Genomic DNA, 22,097 nt, shown 5'->3' with positions numbered 1-22,097 from the left:
ATGGAGCCCTTGAAGCTCGTCGCCGTCTCGGCCGGACTGAGCAAGCCGTCGTCGACCAGGCTGCTGGCCGGCCGGCTGGCGGAGGCAACCGTACGGGAGCTGGCCGCCGAGGACCGCAAGGCGGAGGTCACGGTCGTCGAACTGCGCGATCTGGCCGTCGACATAGCGAACAACCTGGTCACCGGCTTCCCGGCGGCCGCGCTGCGCGCGGCGCTGGAGACGGTGACCGGGGCGGACGGACTGATCGTCGTGAGCCCGGTCTTCGCGGCTTCGTACAGCGGACTGTTCAAGTCGTTCTTCGACCTGGTGGAGCCCGACGCGCTGCGCGGTACGCCCGTACTGCTCGCGGCGACCGGCGGCACCGCGCGTCACTCGCTCGCGGTGGAGCACGCGATGCGCCCGCTGTTCTCGTATCTGCACGCGCTGACCCTGCCGACCGCGGTCTTCGCCGCGACCGACGACTGGGGCGCGGGCGCCGACGCGTACGCGGGCGGGCTGCCGGCCAGGATCGACCGGGCCGGCGGCGAGTTCGCCGCGCTCCTGCGGGGGCGGGCGCCTGAGACCGCCCCTACGGGGCAGAAGGGACAGGAGAGCGAAGAGGGGGACGATGTGGTGCCCTTCGAACGGCTCCTCGCGGACCTTGCGTAGGTTTGTCCGCAGTGGCACGAGATGAACGATCAGCAGGAGGAGCGTCATGAGCAGCAGGATCGTGGTCGGCGTCGACGGTTCGGAACCTTCCCTGAAGGCGCTGCGCTGGGCCGTACGGCAGGCGAGGCTGACCGGCGACCAGGTGAGCGCCGTGATCGGCTGGGAGTACCCGGCGACCGGCTGGGCGGCGATGATGCCGGGCACCCCGCCGGAGTTCGACCCGGAGCAGCTGGCCCGGCAGATCCTGGACGAGGCGCTGGAAAAGACCCTGGCCCCGGACGTCGCGGCGGCGGTCGAGCGCCACGTCGTCGGCGGCCCCGCCGCCCAGGCCCTGCTGGAAACCGCCGAGGAAGCGGCCCTCCTGGTGGTCGGCGACCGCGGCTACAGCGGCTTCCGCGCGGCCCTACTGGGCTCGGTCAGCCTCCACGTCACCCAGCACGCGACCTGCCCGGTGGTCGTGGTCCGCGGAGAAGTCACCGAAGACTGACACCGGCCGAACCGGAGGAGCGGCCCGCGGGATACGATCCGGCGGGCCGCACGGTGGGGGGCGGGGGGCGTCTGGTCAGGTGTCTCTCGTGTAGAAGACGTAGAACGTCACGATGATGGCGCCGGCGCCGATGGCCAGGCCGATTCCCGACGACAGCAGCACGCTGTGTCCGGTGAGGCTGTAGAGGAAGCCCATCGACCCGCCGACCAGGAGCCCCCAGGCTCCGGCGCGCAGTTCCCGGGGCAGCATGCGGCCCATCTGGACGAGACCGCAGATCAGTACGGCCATCGCCGCCGCGGAGATCAGTCCCAGGGCGAGCTGTCCGTACGTGGCCGCTCCGCCGCCGCGGGCGATGAAGGCCGCGTACGCGCCGTAGATGAGGCCCAGCAGGACAGCCATCCCCAAGGTGAGTGGAGAAACGCGCCGTGAGACGGGCCGTGAGGCGCGTGGACGGATGCGTGGAGGGGCGTGGTGCCGCGCGGGCATCGGCGCATGTGTGGCCATGGCGGGGAACTCCTTCCCTCACATCCCCCTCTTCTCCAGGGCACACCCGCCCGTCGCGCGCGGCAACCCGTGGCCCCTCACCGGGTCGGCGGCGCACCGCTCGCGCCCACCGCCCGCTCCGCGTTCCCTTGAGACGTGCGGACCTTTCTTTCCACGGCGCTGATCGCCCTGCTGGCGGTCCTCACTCCGTTGAGCGCCATCGCGGCCTGGGCCGATCTGGAGATCAACAACGCCGACCGCTTCGTCTCCGCCATGGCGCCGCTCGCCTCCGACACCGACGTACAGACCGCCGTCGCCAAGCGGATCACCGACGGGGTCATGACGCAGATCGACCTGGGGCCGCTCCAGGACCAGGTCCGTACTCTGCTGCACGAGGCCGTGCTGTCCTTCTCCACCACCGAGGCCTTCAAGTCCGCGTGGAAGACCGCGAGCCGCGCCGCGCACACCGCCGCCGAGCAGGTTCTGACCAACGGCGGCGGCAGCAGGGTGACCATCGATCTGGCGCCCATCACCGAACAGGTGAAGGCGCAGCTGATCAAGGACTCGGTGCCGTTCGCCAACCGGATCCCCGTGCGGCACAGCACCATCACGGTCCTGGAGGCCAACGGGCTCGGGGTCTGGCGCGATGTCATCCAGGGGCTCCGCGCGGCCGGAATCTGGCTGGCCGTGGGGACGGTGGCGCTCACGGCCCTCGCCGTGCTGCTCGCGGTGCGCCGGCGCCGGGCGCTGATCGGCGTCGGACTCGCGCTCGCGGTCGGTGCGGTTCTGCTGGCCGCCGTCGTCATGGTGGCGCGCGGGACCATCCTCGAAGAACTGCCGGACAACGGTGACCGGTCGGCGGCCGCCGCGATCTACAACGCGCTGACCGACTCGCTCCGCGCGACGGCGTGGATCGTCCTCGCCGTCGGACTCGTCCTCGCTCTGGCCGCCGGACTCACGGGCCTGCTGCGGCGAGGCCGGCCGGCTCCCCCGGGGCGTACCCCGGTGTCCGCGGGGGCGGGTGCGCCGGACCGGTCCTGACGGCGGCCCAGCTGCCGCGCCTGGAACGTCCGGACCGGTTCAACGCGGCGCCGCAGGACACCCCTCACCGGACTTTACTGAATCTTTATACCGATCCCACCCGGTCGAATGTCCCTTTTGTGTCATTTGGAGCACCATGGGGTTATGAGCCAGAACACAACACATCGGCCCCCCGGAACGGGCATGGGCACAGGCGCAGGAACCGGCGGTACCGGACAAGGAGCCGGCGCAGGCATGAACATGGGCACCGGCACTGGCGCAGGCACCGGAGCTCACATGGGAAAGAAGGCAGCCTGGGCCACAGGCGGAGCGTTCTTCGCCGGTGTCCTCATGCTGGTCTCTGGGGTCACGAACATCCTTCAGGGCATAGTCGCCATCAGCCATGACGCCTTCCTCAACCGCGTCACCGGCTACGCCTACACCTTCAACCTGACGTCGTGGGGCTGGATCCATCTGGCGATAGGCGTCCTGGTCGCCGTCACCGGTCTGGCCATTCTCATGCGCGTCCCCTGGGCACGGTACGCAGGTATCGCATTCGCGGCGCTGAACCTCGTGGCTCAGTTCCTCTACCTGCCCTACCAGCCCGTCTGGGCGGTCGTCGGCATGGCCCTCTCGGCGTTCGTGATCTGGGCGCTGACCACCGACCGCGTAACGTCCCATACAGCCCGAACCTAGACGTCCCGAACCGCAATCCGCATCCGAACGGGTTCAACCCGACGACACGCTATGGGCCTTTGGGGACAGCAGCCACCGCTGCTGTCCCCAAAGGCCCATACCGTCGCAAGGGAGGCCGAGCAGTCATGAACGCCACCGGCAACAACGACGAGATCCTCGACGACATCGGCGCCCTCGTCGCCGAAGAACGCCATCTGCGCGAACGCTCGACCCAGCATCTCGGCCTCGCGGACGAGGAGCAGGCGCGGCTGCGCTCCGTCGAAGTCCGGCTCGACCAGTGCTGGGACCTGCTGCGGCAGCGCCGCGCCAAGTCGGAGTTCGGCGAGAACCCGGACGAGGCGGCGGTCCGCCCGCCGAGCGAGGTCGAGGGATACCAAGGCTGAGCCGCCCGGTCACCCACGGCGGACAGACCCGGTCACCCACGGCGGACAGAGCTGACGTTTCTCCACCCCATACGTCAGTGTGTCGCCCATGGGAGAACCTGAGGACCCGCGCGACGGCGACCGATCGCCGCGCGACAAAGGCCGGCGCGACGCCGCACGCCGGCGCCGGCAGGCGGGCCGGCTGTCCCCGCCCGAGTGGCTGCTCGCGAGTCTGCGCCCGAAGCCCGCCCCCATCCCCTGGGCCGCCGCCGCCCGCGCCTCCGTCGCCCTGGCCGTACCCCTCGCGGTCGGCCTCGCCGTCGACCGGCCCGCCTACGGCGCACTCGTGTCGATGGGCGCGCTGTACGGCGTCATAAGCGACACCGCCGACGCGTACCGGATGCGGCTCCTCACCATCGCCGTCTCCCAGTTCTTCGGCGCCCTCGGCATCACACTCGGCACGCTCGTCTTCGGGCAGGGCTGGCTGACCGTGGCGGTACTGACCCTGATCGCGCTCATCTCCGGGATGATCTCCTCGATCGGCGCGGTGGCCTCGTCCTCCGGTCTGCTGCTCCTGCTCACCGCCGTACTGGGCGCGGGACTTCCGTTGCCGAAGCCGTGGTGGACGGCCCCGCTGCTGCTCGGCGTCGGCGGGCTGTTCGTCCTCGTCATGACGCTGCTGGCCTGGCCGGTGCGCGGCCGGATGCAGGAACGGGCCGCCGTCGCCGGGACGTACCGCGCGCTGGCCGATCTGCTGGAGGCCGCCGGCGGTCCGGACTACGACACCGGACGGCAGGCCGTCACCCTCTCCCTCAACGAGGCGTACGACGTCGTCCTCGCCCGGCGCGCCCGCGACCACGGCCGGCGCAGTTCTCTCGTACGGCTGCTCACCCAGCTGAATGTGATCATCCCGCTGGTCGAGGCAGCACCCGCCGCCCATCTGCGCGGCCGCCCGCTGCCCGCCGCGGTCCCGGCCGCCGTACGGGAGTTGGCGGACGCGGTCGCCGAGGGCCGTACGGGCGATCCCGCGCTGGACCTGCCCGCGCCCGGCACCCCTTCCGAACGCGCCGTCGACAGCGCGATCCGGCACGCCGCGTCCGTCGTGTACCAGGCCGAACCCGACCCCACCAACGTCGACGACCGGCTCGGCCGCCCCGCCGCCCTGCGGATCCGCGCCCGCCGCGCGGCGCGCAATGTCCTGCTCTCCGAGGCTTCCTGGCGGTACGGGCTGCGCCTCGCGCTCTGCATCGGACTGGCGCAGGCGCTGGTGTCGCTGGTGCCGGTGCCACGCTCGTACTGGATCACCCTCACGGTCACCTTCGTCCTCAAACCGGACTTCGGTTCGGTCTTCTCGCGCGCCGTACTGCGTGCGGTGGGCACGGTGGCGGGGCTCGTCGTCGCCGCAGCGGTCCTGGCGGAAGTACCGCTCGGCTGGTGGGACGTGCCGGTCATGCTCGTCCTCGCCGCGCTCGTCCCCGCGGTGTCCGCGAAGGGGTACGCCTTCCAGACGGCGGCCGTCACACCGGTCATCCTGCTGCTCTCCGATTTCCTCAGCCACCAGGGCGTCGGCCTGATCCTCACCCGGTTCATCGACAGCATGATCGGCTGCGGGATCGCGCTGATCGCGGGCTATCTGCTCTGGCCGGAGAGCTGGCACACCCGGATCGGGGACCGGCTCGCTGACGCGGTCGAGGACGCGGCGGAGTACGCGCGGTACGCGTTCGGCACCACGGGTGACGGCGCCACGAGCGGGCGGGCAGGCCGGGCCGAACGGGCGGACCAGGCCGAACGGGTGCGCAGGCGCCGCCGTATCTACCGCGATCTGTCGGTCGTACGCACCGAATTCCAGCGGGCCCTGACCGAGCCGCCGCCCACGGGAGCGCGGGCGGCGGCCTGGTGGCCGCTGGTCGTCGCGGTGGAACGCATCGTCGACACGACGACGGCGGCCCGCGTCCGCGTCAACCACGGAGCCCCGCCGCCCGCCCCGGCGGAGATCGCCGACATCGAACGCCAACTGCGCGACATGGCCGCCGCGCTGCGGTCGAGCGAGGTCCTGGTCGAGGTACGGACGGAGCTGACGGGCGACGAGAAGGGCGTACTCGCTCCGCTGCGCCAGGAGGTGAAAGCGGCGCGGGCCATCGCGTCCCCGCAACGGCGCACCGGCCTCACCGGGCCCACCGGACTCACCGGCCAAACACCTTGAGCGTCACCCAGACCCGCTTCCCCGGCCCCTGACGCGGCGCCACCCCCCAGTCGTCGGCGAGCGCCGAGACAAGAGCGAGGCCCCGCCCGCACTCCTCGTCCAGACCGGAGGTCCGCGGCCGCGGCAGATAGTCCCCGGCGTCCTCGACCTCCAGCCGGAGGAGCCCGTCGGCACGGTGCAGGCTGACGGCGATCTCCCGGCCGGGCGGACTGCCGTGGCGCAGGGCGTTGGTGACGAGCTCCGACAGAAGAAGAGCGGCGGTCGCGCCGGAGTCCCCGGGCAGGTCCATGTCCCGGCAGAGGACCTCACGCGCCCGTCCCACGCTACGGGGGTGACTGGGCAGCCGGAATGTCACATGCCGAGCGTCCTGGTCACGCTGCTGGTGCTGCTGGTGCTGTTCGCGCTGTTGCCGCTGGTCATACTGGTCGTACCGGTCGCGCTGTTCACCATCGTGGCTCATGGGACTGACCTTCCCTGCCGCACAGACTTTTACTGTCCGTACAGCAGAGATGACTGTGAGCGATTTAAGAGCACCCCTCAGTCGGACCGTCAGCCGGGCCGTCAGTCGGACCGCCCCAGCAGGCGATCCTGCAATCGGTCCAGGTCCCTGCGGTCGCGCTTCGTCGGGCGGCCGGCCCCTCGGTCGCGCAGGGCGATGGGGGTCACCAGTTCGCGCGGCGGGGGCGGGGGACTGTTGTCCACGTAGCACTCCACCGCCACCGGCGGGCCCACCCGCTTCCGTACGATGCGCGAGACCACCACGATCCTGTCCCGGCCCGCGTGCCGCAGGCGCACCTCGTCCCCGGACTTGAGCGTGTGCGCGGGCTTGACCCGGTCACCGTTGACGCGGACGTGGCCCGCGCGGCAGGCGGCGGCCGCCTGGGAGCGTGTCTTGGTGAGCCGTACGGACCAGATCCAGCTGTCGACCCGTACCGTCCCACTGCCCTGAACCTCAGCCTCAGAAGCCATGTATCGAGGGTAAACGCGAATCGGCCGGAGGAACGGGGTGACGCCCGCCCGAGTCGGAGGAACGGGGGTGACACCCGTCGGAGGAACGGAGGGGTGACGCCGGTCCGAGTCGGCGCCACCCCGCGGCCATCGCGCGTCAGACGCCGATGTCGCTGCCGTCCTTGCGCCAGACCGCGACCACCGACGGGCGGACGATCTTCCCCGGTCCGTCCGGCCACGCGCTCGCCGGCTTCTCGACGGTCGCGCCGTCGATCTCGCCCGGGTGCTGCACGGCGACCAGGACCCGGCGGTCCTGGACGATCGGCCCGCAGGTCTCCGCACCGTTCGGCATGGTCAGGAACTGCTTGAGCTCACCGCGCCGGTCACCCTGCGTCGCGACGCCGAACAGGCCGTCGTGCGTGCCGAGCGCGTTGCCGTCCGTCGAGATCCACAGGTTGCCGTGCGGGTCGAAGGCGACGTTGTCGGGGCAGGAGATCGGGCTGACCTTCTCCTTGGGGAAGCCCGCGAAGTAGGTGGCGGGGTCCTTCGGGTCGCCCGCGACCAGGAAGAGCCGCCAGGCGAAGCCGTCGCCGGCCGGGTCGTCCCAGTTCTCGGCGAGCTCCAGGATGTGGCCGTGCTTGTTGGCGTTACGGGGGTTGGCCTCGTCGGCGCCCGCCTTGCCCGCCTTGCCGCGGTCGGTGTTGTTCGTCAGCGCGACGTAGACCCGGCCGGTGCGCGGCGACGGCTCGACGTCCTCGGGACGGTCCATCTTGGTGGCGCCGACCTTGTCGCCCGCGAGGCGCGTGAAGACGTACACCTCGTCGGCGGTCATGCCGGGAACGTGCGACACATCGCCGGTGGCGAGCGGGATCCAGACGCCGGAACCGTCGAACTCGCCGTCGTTCGGGAGCTTGCCGGTGCCGTCGAACTCGCCGGCCGGGCTGTCACCGGTGAGCTTGGCGACGTACAGCGTGCCCTCGTCGAGCAGCGTGAGGTTGTGCTCGTGGGCGGCGCGGCCGCTGCCCTTCTTCATCTGCTTCGACGAGACGAACTTGTACAGGTAGTCGAAGCGCTCGTCGTCACCCATGTACACGACGGGGCGGCCGTCGGCGGTGAGACGCGGCTGCGCGGCCTCGTGCTTGAAGCGGCCGAGAGCGGTGCGCTTCTTGGGCGTGGAGTCCGGGTCGTACGGGTCCAGTTCGACGACCCAGCCGAAGCGGTGGGCCTCGTTGGGCTCCTGCTTGAGGTCGAAACGCTTGTCGAACAGCTCCCACTTGCGCTCGGTGGCGGCGGTGCCGATGCCGTACCGCAGGTCCGTCGCGCTCGATCCGTTGGCGAAGTACTGGTTGAAGTTCTCCTCGCCGTGCAGCGTGGTGCCCCAGGGGGTCGTACCGCCGGCGCAGTTGTTGAGCGTGCCGCGGACCCTGCTGCCCGTACGGTCCGCCGAGGTGCGCAGCAGGTCGCTGCCCGCGGCCGGTCCGGTGAGAACGAACTCACTGGTGGCCGTCAGACGGCGGTTGAGCTGGTGGCGGGTGACGGCGGTGAGCTTGCCGCTCTTGCGGTCCTCCTCGACCACGACGACGGAGAGGCCGTGGGCGGCCCAGGCGATCTCCGCCTGCTCGCGGGTCGGCTTCGCGGGGTCGTACCCCTTGAACATGAGGATTTCGTCGGTGTACTCGTGGTTGGCCACGAGGACCTGGCGGCCGCGCTCGCCCGTGAGGGGGAGCAGGCTCAGGAAGTCGTTGTTGTAGCCGAACTGGCCGGCCTGCGCCTTGGCGGTCTGCTTGTCCGGGTTGAAGTCCGGCGCGCCGCGCAGGATGGGGTCGCCCCAGCGGATGACGACGTTCTGGCTGTAGCCGGAGGGGATGGTCACCTTGTCGGCGGTGTTGGGGGCGACGGGGGTGAAGCGGAGGCCGCGGGCGCCGTCCACCGTGGGGGTCTTGCCCTTGGCGTTGGCGTCCGTGCCGAGCGGGGCGGCGACGGCCGGGGAGTCACCGGGGCCACCGATGACGGCGGTGCCCGCGGCGGCGGCGACCGTCACGACGGCGGCGGCTCGCATCATGGAACGGCGGGACAGCGCACCGGCGATGACGTCGCCGACGTACTCGTTGTCACTCTTGTTGGGTACTTCGTGGAAACAGGCGTCGCCGCAGCGGTAGCGGCAGGTCAGAGCGGAGCGTCCGCCTGGGTGAGAGTTGAGCAGCGGCAGCAGTTTGCGCACTTTCGCCTCCGAGAATGGGGTGGTTTCGGCGCGCGCCCCGCGCCGACACAGCCGACAGGGCGTCGGGATGTCTCGGCGGTGACGCTAGGTGGAGATCCCAGCACGGCGGAGGCGTCCGGGTGAACGGGTGATGAATGTGGGGCGACCGGGGAGCGGGGCTCGTACGGCGGCCGGCGCGGGGCTCGTACGACGGCGGGGCAGGGCTCGTGCGGCGGCGGGGCAGGGCTCGTGCGGCGGCGGGGCGGTCGTCGGCCCTTGACCTGCCCGGGTGCGCGTTGGCCGCCCCTGCCGGAGATCACTCCGAGCGGCCGCTAACCTTACGTATCCGCCCTGGCCAGGGATGCCGCGTTTTTCGTGACTCTCCGGCGGCGGGGCGGACACCGCACCCAACTCATCTGAAAGGCCTCGCATATGGGCATTCGGAGCTTGCTGCGCAAGGTGTTCGGACGCGACCGTGCGGAGGACCGCAACGAGTCGGTGGCAGCCTCCGTACCGCCCCAGGCCGACCGTACGGAGTCGGCGAAGCCGGCGCCCAAGGACCCGGAGACGGGTACGGGCACGGAGACGGCCGCGGCCACGGAGACGACGACGGAGACAACGACGGGCACCGCTACGGCGACGGCTACGGGTACGGCTGCGGCCGACCCGGGTGTGACCGTGCCGGCGCCGGCCCGCGCGTCGTCCTCGGCGGAGGGGGCCGCGGACCTGGTGGCCGCGGCGTTCGACAACCCCCGTCCGGCCGCGCAGGACGGAACCGTCCCGGCGCAGACGACGCGCTCGACCGACGACGCACCGTCAGCGACGGTCCCGGCACAGACGACGGCGGAGCCGGAACCGGCCGCTGCCGCAGACGCAGACGCTGCTGCCGCCGCCGCCGCAGACACTGCCGCTGACACGACGGAGACTGACGCCGAGCCGGAGGCAACGCCCGTACCGCCGGTGGACGTTACGGCCCCGAGGAACAACCCGCAGGCGGAGGCCGACCCGGTCGTCCCGGCGGACGCCGAGGACCCGGTCGCCCCGGCGCCGGAGAGCGAGCCGGAGAACGAGCCGGAGAGCACGCCGGAGCCAACCACCACGTCAGAGGCGGCCGTTCCGGCCCCCACGACGCCGGAGGCCGAGACCGAGCCTGAGGTCGCGGCTGAGGTCGCGGCCGAGACCGAGCCTGAGGTCGTGGCTGCTGACACGGACGAGGCTGCGCCTGAGGCCGAGACCGCGGCTGAGACCGCGGCTGAGGCCGACAACGCAGCGGCTCGGGAGATCGTGCCCGAGCCCGTGGCCACGCCGGCACCCGAGCCCGTACCCGCGCCCCAGGCGCAGGACGAGACCGACGTGCCGACGGCCGAGCCGGTCATCGCGGACGACACCACGGAGGCGGCCGAGCCCGAGCCGGTACCCACGCCCGAGCCCGTACCCGTACCCGAGCCCGTAGCGGCGACCGCCGCCGCCGCGACCGCGCCCCTGTCCACCCCGAGCCCGGAGGCCATCGCCCCCGGGCTCGTCGAGCACTACGCGGCCGCCGGGGACGCGCTCAAGGGCCGGGGGATCGACGGGCAGCGCGCCAGCGTGTATCTCGTTCTCGACCGGTCGGGGTCCATGCGGCCGTACTACAAGGACGGCAGCGCCCAGCACCTCGCCGAGCAGACACTCGCCCTCGCCGCCCACCTCGACGAGAAGGCCGTCGTCCACACGGTGTTCTTCTCCACCGACATCGACGGCACGGCCGACCTCGCTCTCACCGCGTACGAGAGCGTCGTGGACACGGCGCACGCCGGCTTCGGGCGCATGGGCCGTACCAGCTACCACCGGGCCGTCGAAGAGGTCGTCGAGCACCACGAGAAGTCGGGGGCCGAAGGGCCGGTGCTCGTCGTCTTCCAGACGGACGGGGCGCCCGACGCCAAGCAGCCCGCGAAGCAGGCGCTCGTCGATGTGGCGGGCAAGCCGTTCTACTGGTCGTTCGTGGCGTTCGGGGAGCACGACTCCAAGGCGTTCGACTTCCTGCGCAAGCTGGGGATGGACAACGTCGGGTTCACCCACGCAGGACCGGCGCCCCGCGAGGTCGCGGACGCCGACCTCTACCGCGAGCTGCTCGCCGGCTGGAAGCCGTAACGCACCGAACGACAAGCACCGAGATGAACCGACCGCTGCCGTCGGCCCGCGTCAGTCACGCGCGGCCGGCGGCAGCGTCACTGTCACCGTCAGACCCCCGCCGGGCCCGCCCGGCGCCGCCGTGACCGTCCCCCCGTGCGCCACCGCGATCGAGCGCACGATGGAGAGACCGAGCCCCGCCCCCGGGCCCATCCGATCGCGGCCCTCACCCCGTCTGAACGGTTCGAACAGCGCGGGAATGTCCGCCTCGGCCACCTCGGGACCGTTGTTACGCACCACGAGCACGCACCCGCGGACGCAGATCTCCACCGCCCCGCCGGGCACGTTGTACGAGACCGCGTTGGCCAGCAGGTTTCCCACCAACTGACCGATTAACAGCCGGTTCCCCCGCACCACGCAACCACCGGCACCGGAATCGGCACCCGCGTCCGCGTCCGCATCCGCGTCCCCGTACACGCCGGACGCGGACAGGCCGTACCGAGCCGCCTCCTCCGCCACCGTCTCGCCCAGATCGACCAGCTCCTGGTCCTCGACCTCGCGCTCGCTGCGCGCCAGCACGAGCAGTCCCTCGATGAGCTGCTCACTGCGCCGGTTGTTGTCGAGCAGGGTCTGCTTCGTACGGGCCAGCTCCTCCGGTGAGCCGAGGTCCTCCAGACCGACCTGGATCGCGGCGCGCTGCGTCGCCAGCGGGGTCCGCAGCTCGTGCGAGGCGTTCGCGATGAACCTGCGCTGGCTGTCGAAGGCCTTCTGCAGCCGCGCCAGCAGCGCGTCCAGCGTGTCGCCCAGTTCCTTCAGCTCGTCGTCGGGACCGCTCGCCCCGATCCGTTCATGGAGATTGCGCTCGGAGAGCCGACGGGCCTTGGCCGTCATCGCGTGCACCGGCCGCAGCACCCGCCCTGCTGTCCACCAGCCGACCCCCACCGCGCACGCCGCCATCACCAGCAGCGCGGCGATCGACCAGAACAGCATCTCGTGGGAGGCGGCCTCGCTGACGTTGTCGGTGACCTGGTAGACGGTGACCGGCGCGATCTGCCGCCCGGTGATCAGCCCGCGCACCGATGCGGCGGGCAGCGCGGGCGCCACCGGGACCGGCGCCACCCGGGCGGCGATGGCCGCGGCCTCGTTCTCCGTACCCGCGTTGGAGAGCAGATTGACCACGGTCAGCAGACAGCCGCCGAGCACGACGAAGACCCCGCCGTAGATGAGCGCGATGCGGGTACGGATGGTGGAGCCGGCGATCGGCGCGGGCCACGTGCCCGCGCGTATCGCGCCTATCGGCCGCATCACAGGGCGTATCCCACGCCCTGCACCGTACGGATCAGCGGCGGATCGCCGAGCTTGCCCCGCAGCTTGCTCAGACAGACCCGGACGGCGCCCGTGAACGGATCCGCGTGCGCGTCCCAGGCCCGCTCCAGCAGCTCTTCCGCCGAAACCGGCGCCCCGTCCGCCTCCAGCAGGATCTGCAGGACGGAGAACTCCTTGGGCGAGAGATCCAGCGGCTGCCCGTCCCGCGAAGCCGTCCGCCGTACGGAATCGAGCCGCACCCCGTGCCGCTCCAGCTGCGGCGGTACGGGCCTGGCGCTGCGCCGCCGCAGGGCGCGCACCCGGGAGACCAGCTCGGGGAACTCGAAGGGCTTGCCCAGATAGTCGTCGGCGCCCAGGTCGAGGCCCGCGACCCGCTCCTCCATGGACGCGGACGCGGTGAGCATCAGAATGCGCGTACGGGACGACTCGGCGACCAGCTTGCGCGCGACGTCGTCGCCGTGGACGCGTGGCAGATCGCGGTCGAGGACGACCACGTCGTAATCGTGCAGTCCCAGATAGGCGAGGGCCGCGTCACCGCTGTACACCGTGTCGACGGCGAATCCCGCCCGCCGCAGCCCGGTGGCCACCAGCTCGGCCAGGACCTCCTCGTCCTCGGCGACCAGTACCCGCATACCCTCGTCCCCCGCCTCGTGCCCCGCCCGGCGCTCGACCGTGAGCCCCTGTCCCTCTTCGTTCATGATGCCCTTCTCCTCCCAGGATGGGCCTGTCTACGGCAAAGGGTGTTTCGCAAAGCTCTCCAGCACCGCGCCCCACCGCCGGCCCCGCCGCTGTCGAAGGCTGCCCACCGCCGTCCACCACCCTTTATCGATGTGAAGGGACCATCGCCGGGCCTATACCATTTCGACCATGGCGGCCACTGGATCCGAAGAGCAGGGTGGGAAGGCGTACTACGTCACCACCCCCATTTACTACGTCAACGACGCTCCTCACCTGGGCCACGCCTACACGACCGTCGCAGGCGACGTGCTCTCCCGCTGGCATCGCCAGCGCGGCGAGAAGGTGTGGTACCTCACCGGCACGGACGAGCACGGTCAGAAGATCATGCGCACCGCGGAAGCGAACGGGGTCACCCCGCAGGAGTGGTGCGACAAGCTCGTCGAGGAGTCCTGGAAGCCCCTCTGGGAGCACCTGAACATCGCGAACGACGACTTCATCCGGACGACGGAGAAGCGGCACACCGACCGTGTGCAGGAGTTCGTGCAGGACCTGTACGACAAGGACGAGATCTACAAGGGCGGCTACGAAGGCCCGTACTGCGTGGGCTGCGAGGAGTACAAACTCCCCGGCGAGCTGATCGAGGACGACAACGGCGTCAAGCTGTGCGCGATCCACAAGACGCCGGTGGAGATCCTCAAGGAGGAGAACTACTTCTTCAAGCTCAGCGCGTACGCCACGAAGCTGCTGGAGCACTACGAGGCCAACCCCGGCTTCATCCAGCCCGAGTCCGCCCGCAACGAGGTCGTGAACTTCGTCAAGCAGGGCCTCCAGGACCTGTCGATCTCGCGCTCGACCTTCGACTGGGGCGTCCCGGTGCCGTGGGACGAGAAGCACGTCATCTACGTGTGGATCGACGCGCTGCTCAACTACGCGACGGCCGTCGGCTACGGCGCCAACCAGGCGAAGTTCGACTCGACCTTCCCCGCGGACGTCCACCTCATCGGCAAGGACATCCTGCGCTTCCACACGATCATCTGGCCCGCCATGCTGATGGCGCAGGGTCTGCCCGTGCCCGGCAGGGTCGCCGCCAACGGCTGGCTGATGGTCGGCGGCGAGAAGATGTCGAAGTCGAATCTGACCGGCATCAAGCCGCAGGACCTGACCTCGCACTTCGGCGTCGACGCGTACCGCTGGTACTTCCTGCGGGCCATCGCCTTCGGGCAGGACGGCTCGTTCTCGTGGGAGGACTTCAGCGCCCGCTACACCTCCGAGCTGGCCAACGACTTCGGCAACCTCGCCTCGCGCGTCGCGGCCATGGTCGGCAAGTACTTCGGCGGCGCGCTGCCCGCGGACACGGCGGCGGGCGACGCCGAGCAGGCCGTACGGGACGCACTGGCCGCGGCGGTCGCCGAGGCCGACCGGAAGATCGGCGAGGAGCTGGACTTCGCGGGCGGTATCGCGGCGGTCTTCGACTTCGTGAAGCGGGTCAACGGCTATCTGACCGAGCAGGAGCCCTGGAAGGTCGCGAAGGACGAGTCGGCCGAGGGCCAGGCACGGCTGGCGACGATCCTCTACACGGCCTCCGAGTCGCTGCGCGCGGTCGCCGTCCTGCTCAACGCGGTGATGCCGGAGACCTCGCAGAAGCTGTGGGACTCACTGGGCGCGGCGGAGTCGCTGGGCGCACTCGCGGACCAGAAGGTCCAGAACGCGGGCGTCTGGGGCCAGCTCCCCGCGGGCGCGACGGTAACGAAGGGCGCGGTGCTGTTCCCCCGCCTGGAGGAAAAGCCCACCGCATAGGCGCGAGCACACGAAGCAACACGGAAAGGGCCCGGACCCAGCCACACACCACGGCTCCGGGCCCTTAGGCCCTGTCCGGTCGATCTTCGCGGGCCCGCGACGCCGCAGTGACATCAGCCGCTGCCGCGGCGGGCGGCACCTCGCTGCGTTGTCGGAGTCGTCCAAGTACGTCCAGTACGAGGACGATCCTCCGCCTTGCGATGCACCGCACCAGACGCCGCGGGCGACAGATAGAACGCTGAGCTGATTCAGCCGCGCCGCACGAGAAGAGGCCCGGAACCTTTTGGTTGCGGGCCTCTTGTCGGTTACGGGCCCTCTTGGGGGCTCGAAGGGCGTCGTTATTCGCCGGACTTGGCTACCGGCTTGCGGAGGGCGATGTTCAGTTCGCGCAGGCGGGTCTCGTCCAGTTCGGTCGGCGCGCCCATCATCAGGTCCTGCGCGTTGCCGTTGAGCGGGAAGGCGATCGTCTCGCGGATGTTCGGCTCGTCGGCCAGCAGCATCACGATGCGGTCGACGCCCGGGGCGATACCGCCGTGCGGCGGGGCGCCGAGGCGGAACGCGCGGAGCATGCCCGCGAATTCGTGCTCGACGGTCTCGCGGTCGTATCCGGCGATCTCGAACGCCTTGAGCATCAGCTCGGGCTCGTGGTTACGGATCGCGCCGGAGGACAGCTCGATGCCGTTGCAGACGATGTCGTACTGCCAGGCGAGGATGTCCAGCGGGTCCTTGGTCTCCAGGTCGTCAAGGCCGCCCTGGGGCATCGAGAACGGGTTGTGCGAGAAGTCGATCTTCCCGGTCTCCTCGTCCTTCTCGTACATCGGGAAGTCGACGATCCAGCAGAACCGGAAGACGCCTTCCTCGAAGTGCCCCGCGCGCTTGGCGGTTTCGACGCGGACCGCGCTCATGATCTTGGAGACCTCGTCGAACTCGCCCGCGCCGAAGAAGATCGCGTGGCCGGGGGCGAGTGCGAGACGCCCGGTGAGGTCCTTGACGTTCTCCTCGGTGAGGAACTTGGCGATCGGGCCGCTCAGCGTCCCGTCCTCGCCGACTCGCACCCAGGCCAGGCCCTTCGCGCCGTGCTCGACGGCGAAGTCACCGAGCCCGTCGAAGAACTTGCGCGACTGTCCCGCGGTGTCGGGCACCGGCAGGGCGCGGACGTGCTTGCCGGCGAACGCCTTGAACTCGGAGTCCGCGAAGACGTCCGAGATGTCGACCAGTTCCAGCTTGGCCCGCAGGTCCGGCTTGTCGTTGCCGTACTTCAGCATCGACTCGCGGAACGGGATGCGCGGGAAGGGGGAGGTGACATGGCGGCCGTTGCCGAACTCCTCGAAGAGCTCGGTCATCAGCTTCTCGATCGGCCGGAAGACGTCCTCCTGCTCGACGAAGCTCATCTCGACGTCGAGCTGGTAGAACTCGCCCGGCGAGCGGTCGGCGCGGGCGTCCTCGTCGCGGAAGCACGGCGCGATCTGGAAGTAGCGGTCGAAGCCCGAGATCATCAGCAACTGCTTGAACTGCTGCGGGGCCTGCGGCAGCGCGTAGAACTTGCCGGGGTTCAGCCGGGAGGGGACCACGAAGTCACGGGCGCCCTCGGGAGAGGTCGCGGTGAGGATCGGGGTGGCCATCTCGTTGAAGCCGAGCGCGGTCATCTTGTGCCGGATGGCGGAGATGACGGCCGTACGCAGCATGATGTTGCGGTGCATGCGCTCACGGCGCAGGTCGAGGAAGCGGTACTCCAGGCGCCGTTCCTCGTTGACGCCGTCCTCGGCGTTGATCGTGAACGGCAGCGGGCCGGCCGCGCCGAGGATCTCGACCTCGGAGACCTCGATCTCGATCTCGCCGGTCGGCAGCTCCGGGTTGACGTTCTCCGCACCGCGCGCGGAGACCGTGCCGTCGATACGGACGACGGTCTCCTTCGTGAGCTTCGAGAGCGCCTCGTTGGCGGCGGTGCCGGGGCGGGCGACGAGCTGGACCAGACCGTAGTGGTCGCGCAGATCGATGAAGAGGATGCCGCCCAGGTCCCTGCGATTGTGCAGCCAGCCGCTCAGTCGGACGTCGGTGCCGACGTCAGAGGCGCGGAGCTCGCCGCAGGTGTGAGACCTGTACCGATGCATCGTCGTTCATCCAGTCTTAGCAAGTCGGGGTTATGTCGTCCGGCCTAAGGCTACCGTCCGGCCGTGGCCGGGTTCTCGGTGGCGATTGGTCCTCGTCTATCCATAAGGTGGGGAAATGCGCACCGAGGATGTCCTGGCCGCACTCGCGACCGGGCTGTGGCGCTGGGACAGCGTGTCCGGAACGGTCACCCTCGACACGGAGGCGGCCCGGCTCCTCGGGCTGCCCGCCGGATCCGTGAACGTCACCGAGGCCGCGGCGCGGGCCCGTTTCCACCCCGTCGACCGGAACGAGATCGACGGCATCGTGCGGCTCGCGCTCACCGACGACACCCTCGCCGAGGCACGGCTGCGGATCGTGGACGAGGACGGCCGCGTGCTCCGTACCGTACGGGCCCGAGCCAAGCCGGTCATCACGTCCCGGCCCGGCGGGCACCGGGAGTACGAGCTGTTCGGCACGCTCCAGGAAGTCACCGAACCGCCCCCCGGGACCGTGGTCGAGGGGACCTCGATCACCGGGGACTGGCGCCGCTCCCGCGAGGCCTTCCTGCTCGACGCGGGCCGGGCGCTGGCCGAGGCCCGCTCCACCGCCGAGGTGCTGCGGGTCGCCGCGTCCCTGTCCATGCCCGGCTTCTCGCCCGACGGACTCGCGGTCTTCAGCCTCACCGGCGAGCGGCTCAGGATCATCGGGCACCACGGGCACGACGCCGGGGACGTGGGTCCGTTCGAGGACATGGCGGTCGAGACGGACTATCCGGCGGCCGAGGTCGTACGGACCGGCCGGGCCGTCTATCTGCCGACGCCGGAGTCCTACCACGCCCGCTACCCCGCCACCTGGCAGTACGTCCAGCGCTTCGACCGCCACTCCTGGGCCTTTCTCCCGCTGACCGTGTCGGGCCGCACGCTGGGCACCTGGATGGCCGCCTTCAAGCACCGCGTCGCGTTCTCCCCCGACGAGCGGTCGGTGCTGACGACGGTGGCGCGCATGCTGGCGCAGGCGCTGGACCGCGCCGAGGTCGCCGAGTCCGAGCGGGAACTGTCCCTCGGTCCGCGGCGCGGGATGATGCCCAAGCTCGGGAACGGGATCCCGGGGATGACGGTGGCGGCGCGGTACGTGCCGACCGGCGGCGGACTCCAGGTCGGCGGCGACTGGTACGACATGATCCCGCTGCCGGGCGGCGCGGCCCGGGCGGACGGCACCGGGGGCGGACGGTTCGCGCTGGTCATCGGGGACGTCCAGGGGCATGACGTACGGGCGGCCGGCCTGATGGGGCAGCTGCGGATCGCCTTGCGCGCGTACGCCTCCGAGGGGCACCGGCCGGACGCGGTGCTCTCGCGGGCCTCGCGCTTCCTGGCCGGGCTCCAGCACTACCCGGGGCGGGACGGCGGGGACGGCTCCGCGGCGGGCGCGGGCGCGGTGGGCGGGGTGGTCACGGGCTCCCCGAGCGGGGCCGCGGCGCGGGCGGGCTGGGCCGTCGACGATTTCATCGTGTCCGGTCCGCGCTTCGCGACCTGCCTCTATCTGGAGGTCGACCCGGAGAGCGGAACCCTCGACATGGCCCGCGCGGGCCACCCCAACCCGGTGATCCGTACGGCCGACGGGACGGCGATGATCCGGCAGACCCCGGGCGGGCTGCCGCTCGGTGTCGAGGCCGACTCCGACTATCCGACGACCCGGCTGGAGCTGGGGCCCGGCGAGACGCTGATGCTGTTCACGGACGGGCTGCTCGAGACCGGCGGGCACGATCTCATGTCCGGCTGGAAGCGGCTGCGGCCCGTCCTGGAGCAGGAGGGCGGCGCATCCCTGGAGAAGCTCGCCGACGCCCTGGTGCAGGCCGTGCACGGGCCCTCCTCGTACTACACGACAGGACCGCTCGCGGACCGCCGCGAGGACGACATCGCGCTTCTGCTGCTCGCCCGGGACAGCGCGCTCGCCCGTACGGACCGCCGCACGACGCGGCGCACCGCGGTGACCGTCGCCCAGGCCGAGCCGGAGCGGATCGCGGGCGCCCGGCAGCAGCTGCGCGATCTGCTGCACGACTGGTCGGACGCGGAGCAGATCGACTCCGCGGAGCTGATGGTCTCGGAGATGGTCACCAATGTGCTGGTCCACACGGACGGCGACGCGCTGCTGGTCGCCGAGGCGGGCGGCGAGCGCGGGAACCGGCGGCTGCGGGTCGAGGTCACGGACACCAGCGACGACCTGCCGCACCGCCGCAGCCCGGGCGAGCTGGCGTCCAGCGGGCGCGGGCTGGTGCTGATGGAGGTACTGGCTGATGCGTGGGGGGTGAACCCCCGGGGCGACGGCAAGTCGATCTGGTTCGAGCTCTACGAGTGCGGGAGGCCGGGACCGGAGCCGGACGCGTCGTCGTCGTGACCGTAGCGGCGCCGCAGCTCGGAGAGCACGCCGAACGCGGCGGCCGTCAGCGGTACGGCGAGCAGCATGCCCAGGATCCCGGCGACGCTGGCCCCCGCCGTGATCGCCAGTATCACCACGGCCGGGTGCATCTGGACCGTACGGCTCTGGATCACCGGCTGGAGCACATGCCCCTCCAGTACCTGCACAGCAAGGACGACCCCGAGCGCCCACAGCCCGATCACCCAGCCCCGGTCGGCGAGCGCGACGAGCACGGCGACCGCGCCGGAGATGAACGCGCCGAGGTATGGGATGTACGCGCCGACAAAGACCAGCGCGCCGAGCCCGACGGCGCCGGGCACCCGCAGGATCAGCAGGCCGACGGTGATGCAGACCGCGTCGATGAAGGCGATGACCGTGGTGCCGCGCATGAAGCCCTCGACGGCCCCGAAGGCGCGGCGCGCCATCGCCTCGACGATCTCCCCGGTCGCGTGCGGCGCGAGCGACCTGAGCCCGCCGGCCACCCTGTTCGAGTCGCGCAGGAAGAAGAACATCAGCAGCAGCGCGAGCACGGCGGTGGCGATCAGCTCGCCGACGACGCTCAGCCCGGTGATCACCCCGGACGCGGCGGTGGCGCCGAACTTCCCGATCAGCGACCTGGCGTTCTTCGCCAGATCGTCCAGCGAGGTCCCGGCGGCGCCGAAGTGCTCGGTCAGGTCCTTCGCCGCCTGCCGCAGCGAGGACAGGATCTGGTCCCCGGAGTCGACCAGCGCGTTGACCACGATGTATCCCGCGCCGCCGACCACGGCCACGACGGCGACGCAGGTCAGCGCGGCGGCGAGCGACCGGTTGAGCTTCATCGCGACGAGCCGCCGGTGCAGGGGGCCGAGCAGGGCGGTGCCGAGGATGGCGAGCAGTACGGGGGTGACGGCGGGCTTGAAGGTGACGCAGAGCCAGATCGCGACGGCGCCGACGCCGGAGATGAGCAGCACCACCACGCACCAGGCGGCGAGGCGCCGAGCGCTCTCGGGAAGAAGGACGGTCGACGGCACGCTCTTACCCGACCACGCGGCGGAACGCTTGTCTTGCGCGCGTGGTCTGTTCGCGCGGTCGCCGTCCGGCGGGGGGTACGGCTTGTCTTGGGCGGGGGCCGGTGTTCGGGTGCGGGTTGTCGCCGGGTGCGGGTCGCCGTCCGGCGGGGGTACGGCTTGTCTTGGGCGGGGGCCGGTGCTTGCGTGCGGGTTGTCGCCGGGGGCCGGGCAGGGGTGGTGTCCTGGACTGCATGATTTACGGCGCGTGCGGACCGGAAGTCACGTGACCGGTTGTCGTGCGCCACAAATCACGCTCTACGTCCTGGACACCACCCCTACCCGTCCCCCTTCGCCTCCCGCCACAGACCCCCCGGGCCCCAGGCCCACGAGCCGCCTGGCGCGGGACCACCGGCGGGAGGGGGTCGGGGGTGCAGGAGGTGCGTGTCCGGACGTAAAGCGTGATTTGTGGCGCACGACTACCAGTCAGCCGAGAACCGGTCCGCAGGGCGCCGTAAATCATGCAGTCCGGACATGCACCTCCGGAACCCCCGGCACCCGCACCACGACAAACGACCCCGCACCCCCCGCCGGACGGCGACCCGCACCCGCACCCCGACGACTGGCCCACGCCCACACCGGACGACAAAACAACGGCTACGCCGGCACCGTGCCCAGGCGGCCCGCCTGGAAGTCGTCGAACGCCTGCTGAAGCTCCGCGTGGCTGTTCATCACGAACGGACCGTAGTGCGCCATCGGCTCACGGATCGGACGCCCGCCCAGCAGCACGACCTCCAGGTCCGGCGTGTGCGAGTCCTGGGACTCGTCCGCCCGTACGGTCATCGTGCCGCCCGCGCCGAACACCGCCGTCTGCCCCATGCGCACCGGCCGCCGCTCCGCACCGACCGAGCCGCGGCCCGCCAGGACGTACGCGAGGCCGTTGAAGTCCTCGCGCCACGGCAGCGTGATCTCGGCCCCCGGCCGCAGCGTCGCGTGGATCATCGTGATCGGGGTGTGCGTGACGCCAGGACCCTCGTGCCCGTCCAGCTCGCCCGCGATCACCCGCAGCAGCGCCCCGCCGTCCGGCGACGTCAGCAGCTGCACCTGGCCGCCGCGGATGTCCTGGTACCGGGGGTCCATCATCTTGTCGGACGCCGGCAGGTTCACCCACAGCTGCAGGCCGTGGAACAGCCCGCCGGACGTGACCAGCGACTCCGGCGGAGCCTCGATGTGCAGCAGGCCGGAGCCGGCCGTCATCCACTGGGTGTCACCGTTCTGGATGGTCCCGCCGCCACCGTTGCTGTCCTGGTGGATGAAGGTCCCGTCGATCAGGTACGTGACGGTCTCGAAGCCGCGGTGCGGGTGCCACGGCGTGCCCTTGGGCTCGCCCGGCGCGTACTCCACCTCACCCATCTGGTCCATCATGATGAACGGGTCGAGGTGCTGGTAGTTGATCCCCGCGAACGCGCGGCGTACCGGGAAGCCCTCGCCCTCGAACCCGCTGGGCGCGGTCGTCACGGTGAGCACGGGACGGGCCACGGCGTCGGCCGGAGCCACCACCCGGGGCAGGGTCAGCGGGTTTTCGACGGTCACTGCGGGCATGAGGGCCTCCTCGGATTGTTCTGCTCTCAATTTAGTTGAACAGTGA

At 70.9% G+C, this 22,097-nt stretch carries 18 protein-coding genes; 9 read left to right on the top strand and 9 right to left on the bottom strand.

Annotated features, from left to right (window positions below; translation table 11 throughout):
* Both ACFVWW_RS10070 and ACFVWW_RS10065 read left to right on the top strand, forming a co-directional pair.
* Positions 1–648 (top strand): FMN reductase, encoded by a 648-nt coding sequence (locus tag ACFVWW_RS10070; RefSeq protein WP_384179123.1) that lies wholly within the window; start codon positions 1–3, stop codon positions 646–648.
* 46 nt (positions 649–694) lie between these two features.
* Positions 695–1,135 (top strand): universal stress protein, encoded by a 441-nt coding sequence (locus tag ACFVWW_RS10065; RefSeq protein ID WP_386877118.1) that lies wholly within the window; start codon positions 695–697, stop codon positions 1,133–1,135.
* A 75-nt stretch (positions 1,136–1,210) separates the two neighbouring features.
* Here ACFVWW_RS10065 and ACFVWW_RS10060 read toward each other — a convergent pair whose 3' ends face one another.
* Positions 1,211–1,534 (bottom strand): hypothetical protein, encoded by a 324-nt coding sequence (locus ACFVWW_RS10060; RefSeq protein ID WP_384328657.1) that lies wholly within the window; start codon positions 1,532–1,534, stop codon positions 1,211–1,213.
* Positions 1,535–1,774: 240 nt separating this feature from the next.
* Between ACFVWW_RS10060 and ACFVWW_RS10055 the strand changes: the two genes are divergently transcribed.
* The 4 genes from ACFVWW_RS10055 to ACFVWW_RS10040 all read left to right on the top strand — a co-directional run bounded on the left by ACFVWW_RS10055 (position 1,775) and on the right by ACFVWW_RS10040 (position 5,899).
* Entirely contained in the window at positions 1,775–2,659 is an 885-nt protein-coding gene (locus ACFVWW_RS10055) for a hypothetical protein (RefSeq protein ID WP_383913976.1), read from the top strand.
* Positions 2,660–2,935: 276 nt separating this feature from the next.
* A complete protein-coding gene (locus ACFVWW_RS10050; RefSeq protein WP_384179115.1) occupies positions 2,936–3,334 on the top strand; it encodes a hypothetical protein in 399 nt (132 codons plus the stop codon).
* Positions 3,335–3,459: 125 nt separating this feature from the next.
* Complete coding sequence (locus ACFVWW_RS10045; protein WP_384179113.1) at positions 3,460–3,717, top strand: DUF2630 family protein; 258 nt, start codon at positions 3,460–3,462, stop codon at positions 3,715–3,717.
* Between the two features lie 88 nt (positions 3,718–3,805).
* A complete protein-coding gene (locus ACFVWW_RS10040) occupies positions 3,806–5,899 on the top strand; it encodes an FUSC family protein (protein ID WP_386877115.1) in 2,094 nt (697 codons plus the stop codon).
* Here ACFVWW_RS10040 and ACFVWW_RS10035 read toward each other — a convergent pair.
* The 3 genes from ACFVWW_RS10035 to ACFVWW_RS10025 form a co-directional block, all read right to left on the bottom strand.
* Entirely contained in the window at positions 5,880–6,359 is a 480-nt protein-coding gene (locus ACFVWW_RS10035) for an ATP-binding protein (RefSeq protein ID WP_384179110.1), read from the bottom strand. The genes ACFVWW_RS10040 and ACFVWW_RS10035 overlap by 20 nt on opposite strands.
* 101 nt (positions 6,360–6,460) lie before the next feature.
* Positions 6,461–6,868 (bottom strand): RNA-binding S4 domain-containing protein, encoded by a 408-nt coding sequence (locus ACFVWW_RS10030; RefSeq protein ID WP_384179108.1) that lies wholly within the window; start codon positions 6,866–6,868, stop codon positions 6,461–6,463.
* A gap of 136 nt (positions 6,869–7,004) precedes the next feature.
* Positions 7,005–9,068: a PhoX family protein gene (locus tag ACFVWW_RS10025; protein ID WP_384328668.1), complete on the bottom strand. Its 2,064-nt coding sequence runs from the start codon at positions 9,066–9,068 to the stop codon at positions 7,005–7,007.
* Positions 9,069–9,479: 411 nt separating this feature from the next.
* On the opposite strand from ACFVWW_RS10025, the gene ACFVWW_RS10020 reads away from it, so the two are divergent.
* The gene (locus tag ACFVWW_RS10020) at positions 9,480–11,177 is read left to right on the top strand and encodes a VWA domain-containing protein (protein WP_386877112.1); all 1,698 of its coding nucleotides are present in this window, start codon (positions 9,480–9,482) and stop codon (positions 11,175–11,177) included.
* 51 nt (positions 11,178–11,228) lie between these two features.
* Here ACFVWW_RS10020 and ACFVWW_RS10015 read toward each other — a convergent pair whose 3' ends face one another.
* Positions 11,229–12,461 carry an ATP-binding protein gene (locus ACFVWW_RS10015; protein WP_386877384.1) on the bottom strand — a complete coding sequence of 411 codons (1,233 nt, stop codon included), beginning with the start codon at positions 12,459–12,461 and terminating at the stop codon, positions 11,229–11,231.
* Positions 12,461–13,114 (bottom strand): response regulator transcription factor, encoded by a 654-nt coding sequence (locus ACFVWW_RS10010; protein ID WP_384179432.1) that lies wholly within the window; start codon positions 13,112–13,114, stop codon positions 12,461–12,463. Before ACFVWW_RS10010 ends, ACFVWW_RS10015 begins: the two co-directional genes overlap by 1 nt.
* Before the next feature lie 235 nt (positions 13,115–13,349).
* On the opposite strand from ACFVWW_RS10010, the gene metG reads away from it, so the two are divergent.
* Complete coding sequence (gene metG, locus ACFVWW_RS10005) at positions 13,350–14,957, top strand: methionine--tRNA ligase (protein ID WP_384179102.1); 1,608 nt, start codon at positions 13,350–13,352, stop codon at positions 14,955–14,957.
* Between the two features lie 338 nt (positions 14,958–15,295).
* Here metG and aspS read toward each other — a convergent pair whose 3' ends face one another.
* On the bottom strand, positions 15,296–17,068 hold the full coding sequence (gene aspS / locus ACFVWW_RS10000; RefSeq protein ID WP_386877110.1) for an aspartate--tRNA ligase: 1,773 nt from the start codon (positions 17,066–17,068) through the stop codon (positions 15,296–15,298).
* Between the two features lie 115 nt (positions 17,069–17,183).
* Between aspS and ACFVWW_RS09995 the strand changes: the two genes are divergently transcribed.
* Positions 17,184–19,442, top strand: coding sequence for a SpoIIE family protein phosphatase (locus ACFVWW_RS09995; protein ID WP_386877108.1), 2,259 nt, complete (start codon positions 17,184–17,186; stop codon positions 19,440–19,442).
* Here ACFVWW_RS09995 and ACFVWW_RS09990 read toward each other — a convergent pair.
* Both ACFVWW_RS09990 and ACFVWW_RS09985 read right to left on the bottom strand, forming a co-directional pair.
* The gene (locus ACFVWW_RS09990) at positions 19,394–20,473 is read right to left on the bottom strand and encodes an AI-2E family transporter (protein ID WP_386877106.1); all 1,080 of its coding nucleotides are present in this window, start codon (positions 20,471–20,473) and stop codon (positions 19,394–19,396) included. The genes ACFVWW_RS09995 and ACFVWW_RS09990 overlap by 49 nt on opposite strands.
* Before the next feature lie 633 nt (positions 20,474–21,106).
* A complete protein-coding gene (locus tag ACFVWW_RS09985; RefSeq protein ID WP_384178589.1) occupies positions 21,107–22,051 on the bottom strand; it encodes a pirin family protein in 945 nt (314 codons plus the stop codon).
* Positions 22,052–22,097 lie beyond the last annotated feature (46 nt).

The sequence above is a fragment of the Streptomyces sp. NPDC058198 genome, assembly GCF_042882605.1.
Taxonomy (GTDB): Bacteria; Actinomycetota; Actinomycetes; order Streptomycetales; family Streptomycetaceae; genus Streptomyces.
This window is presented reverse-complemented; position numbering and strand designations above follow the sequence as displayed.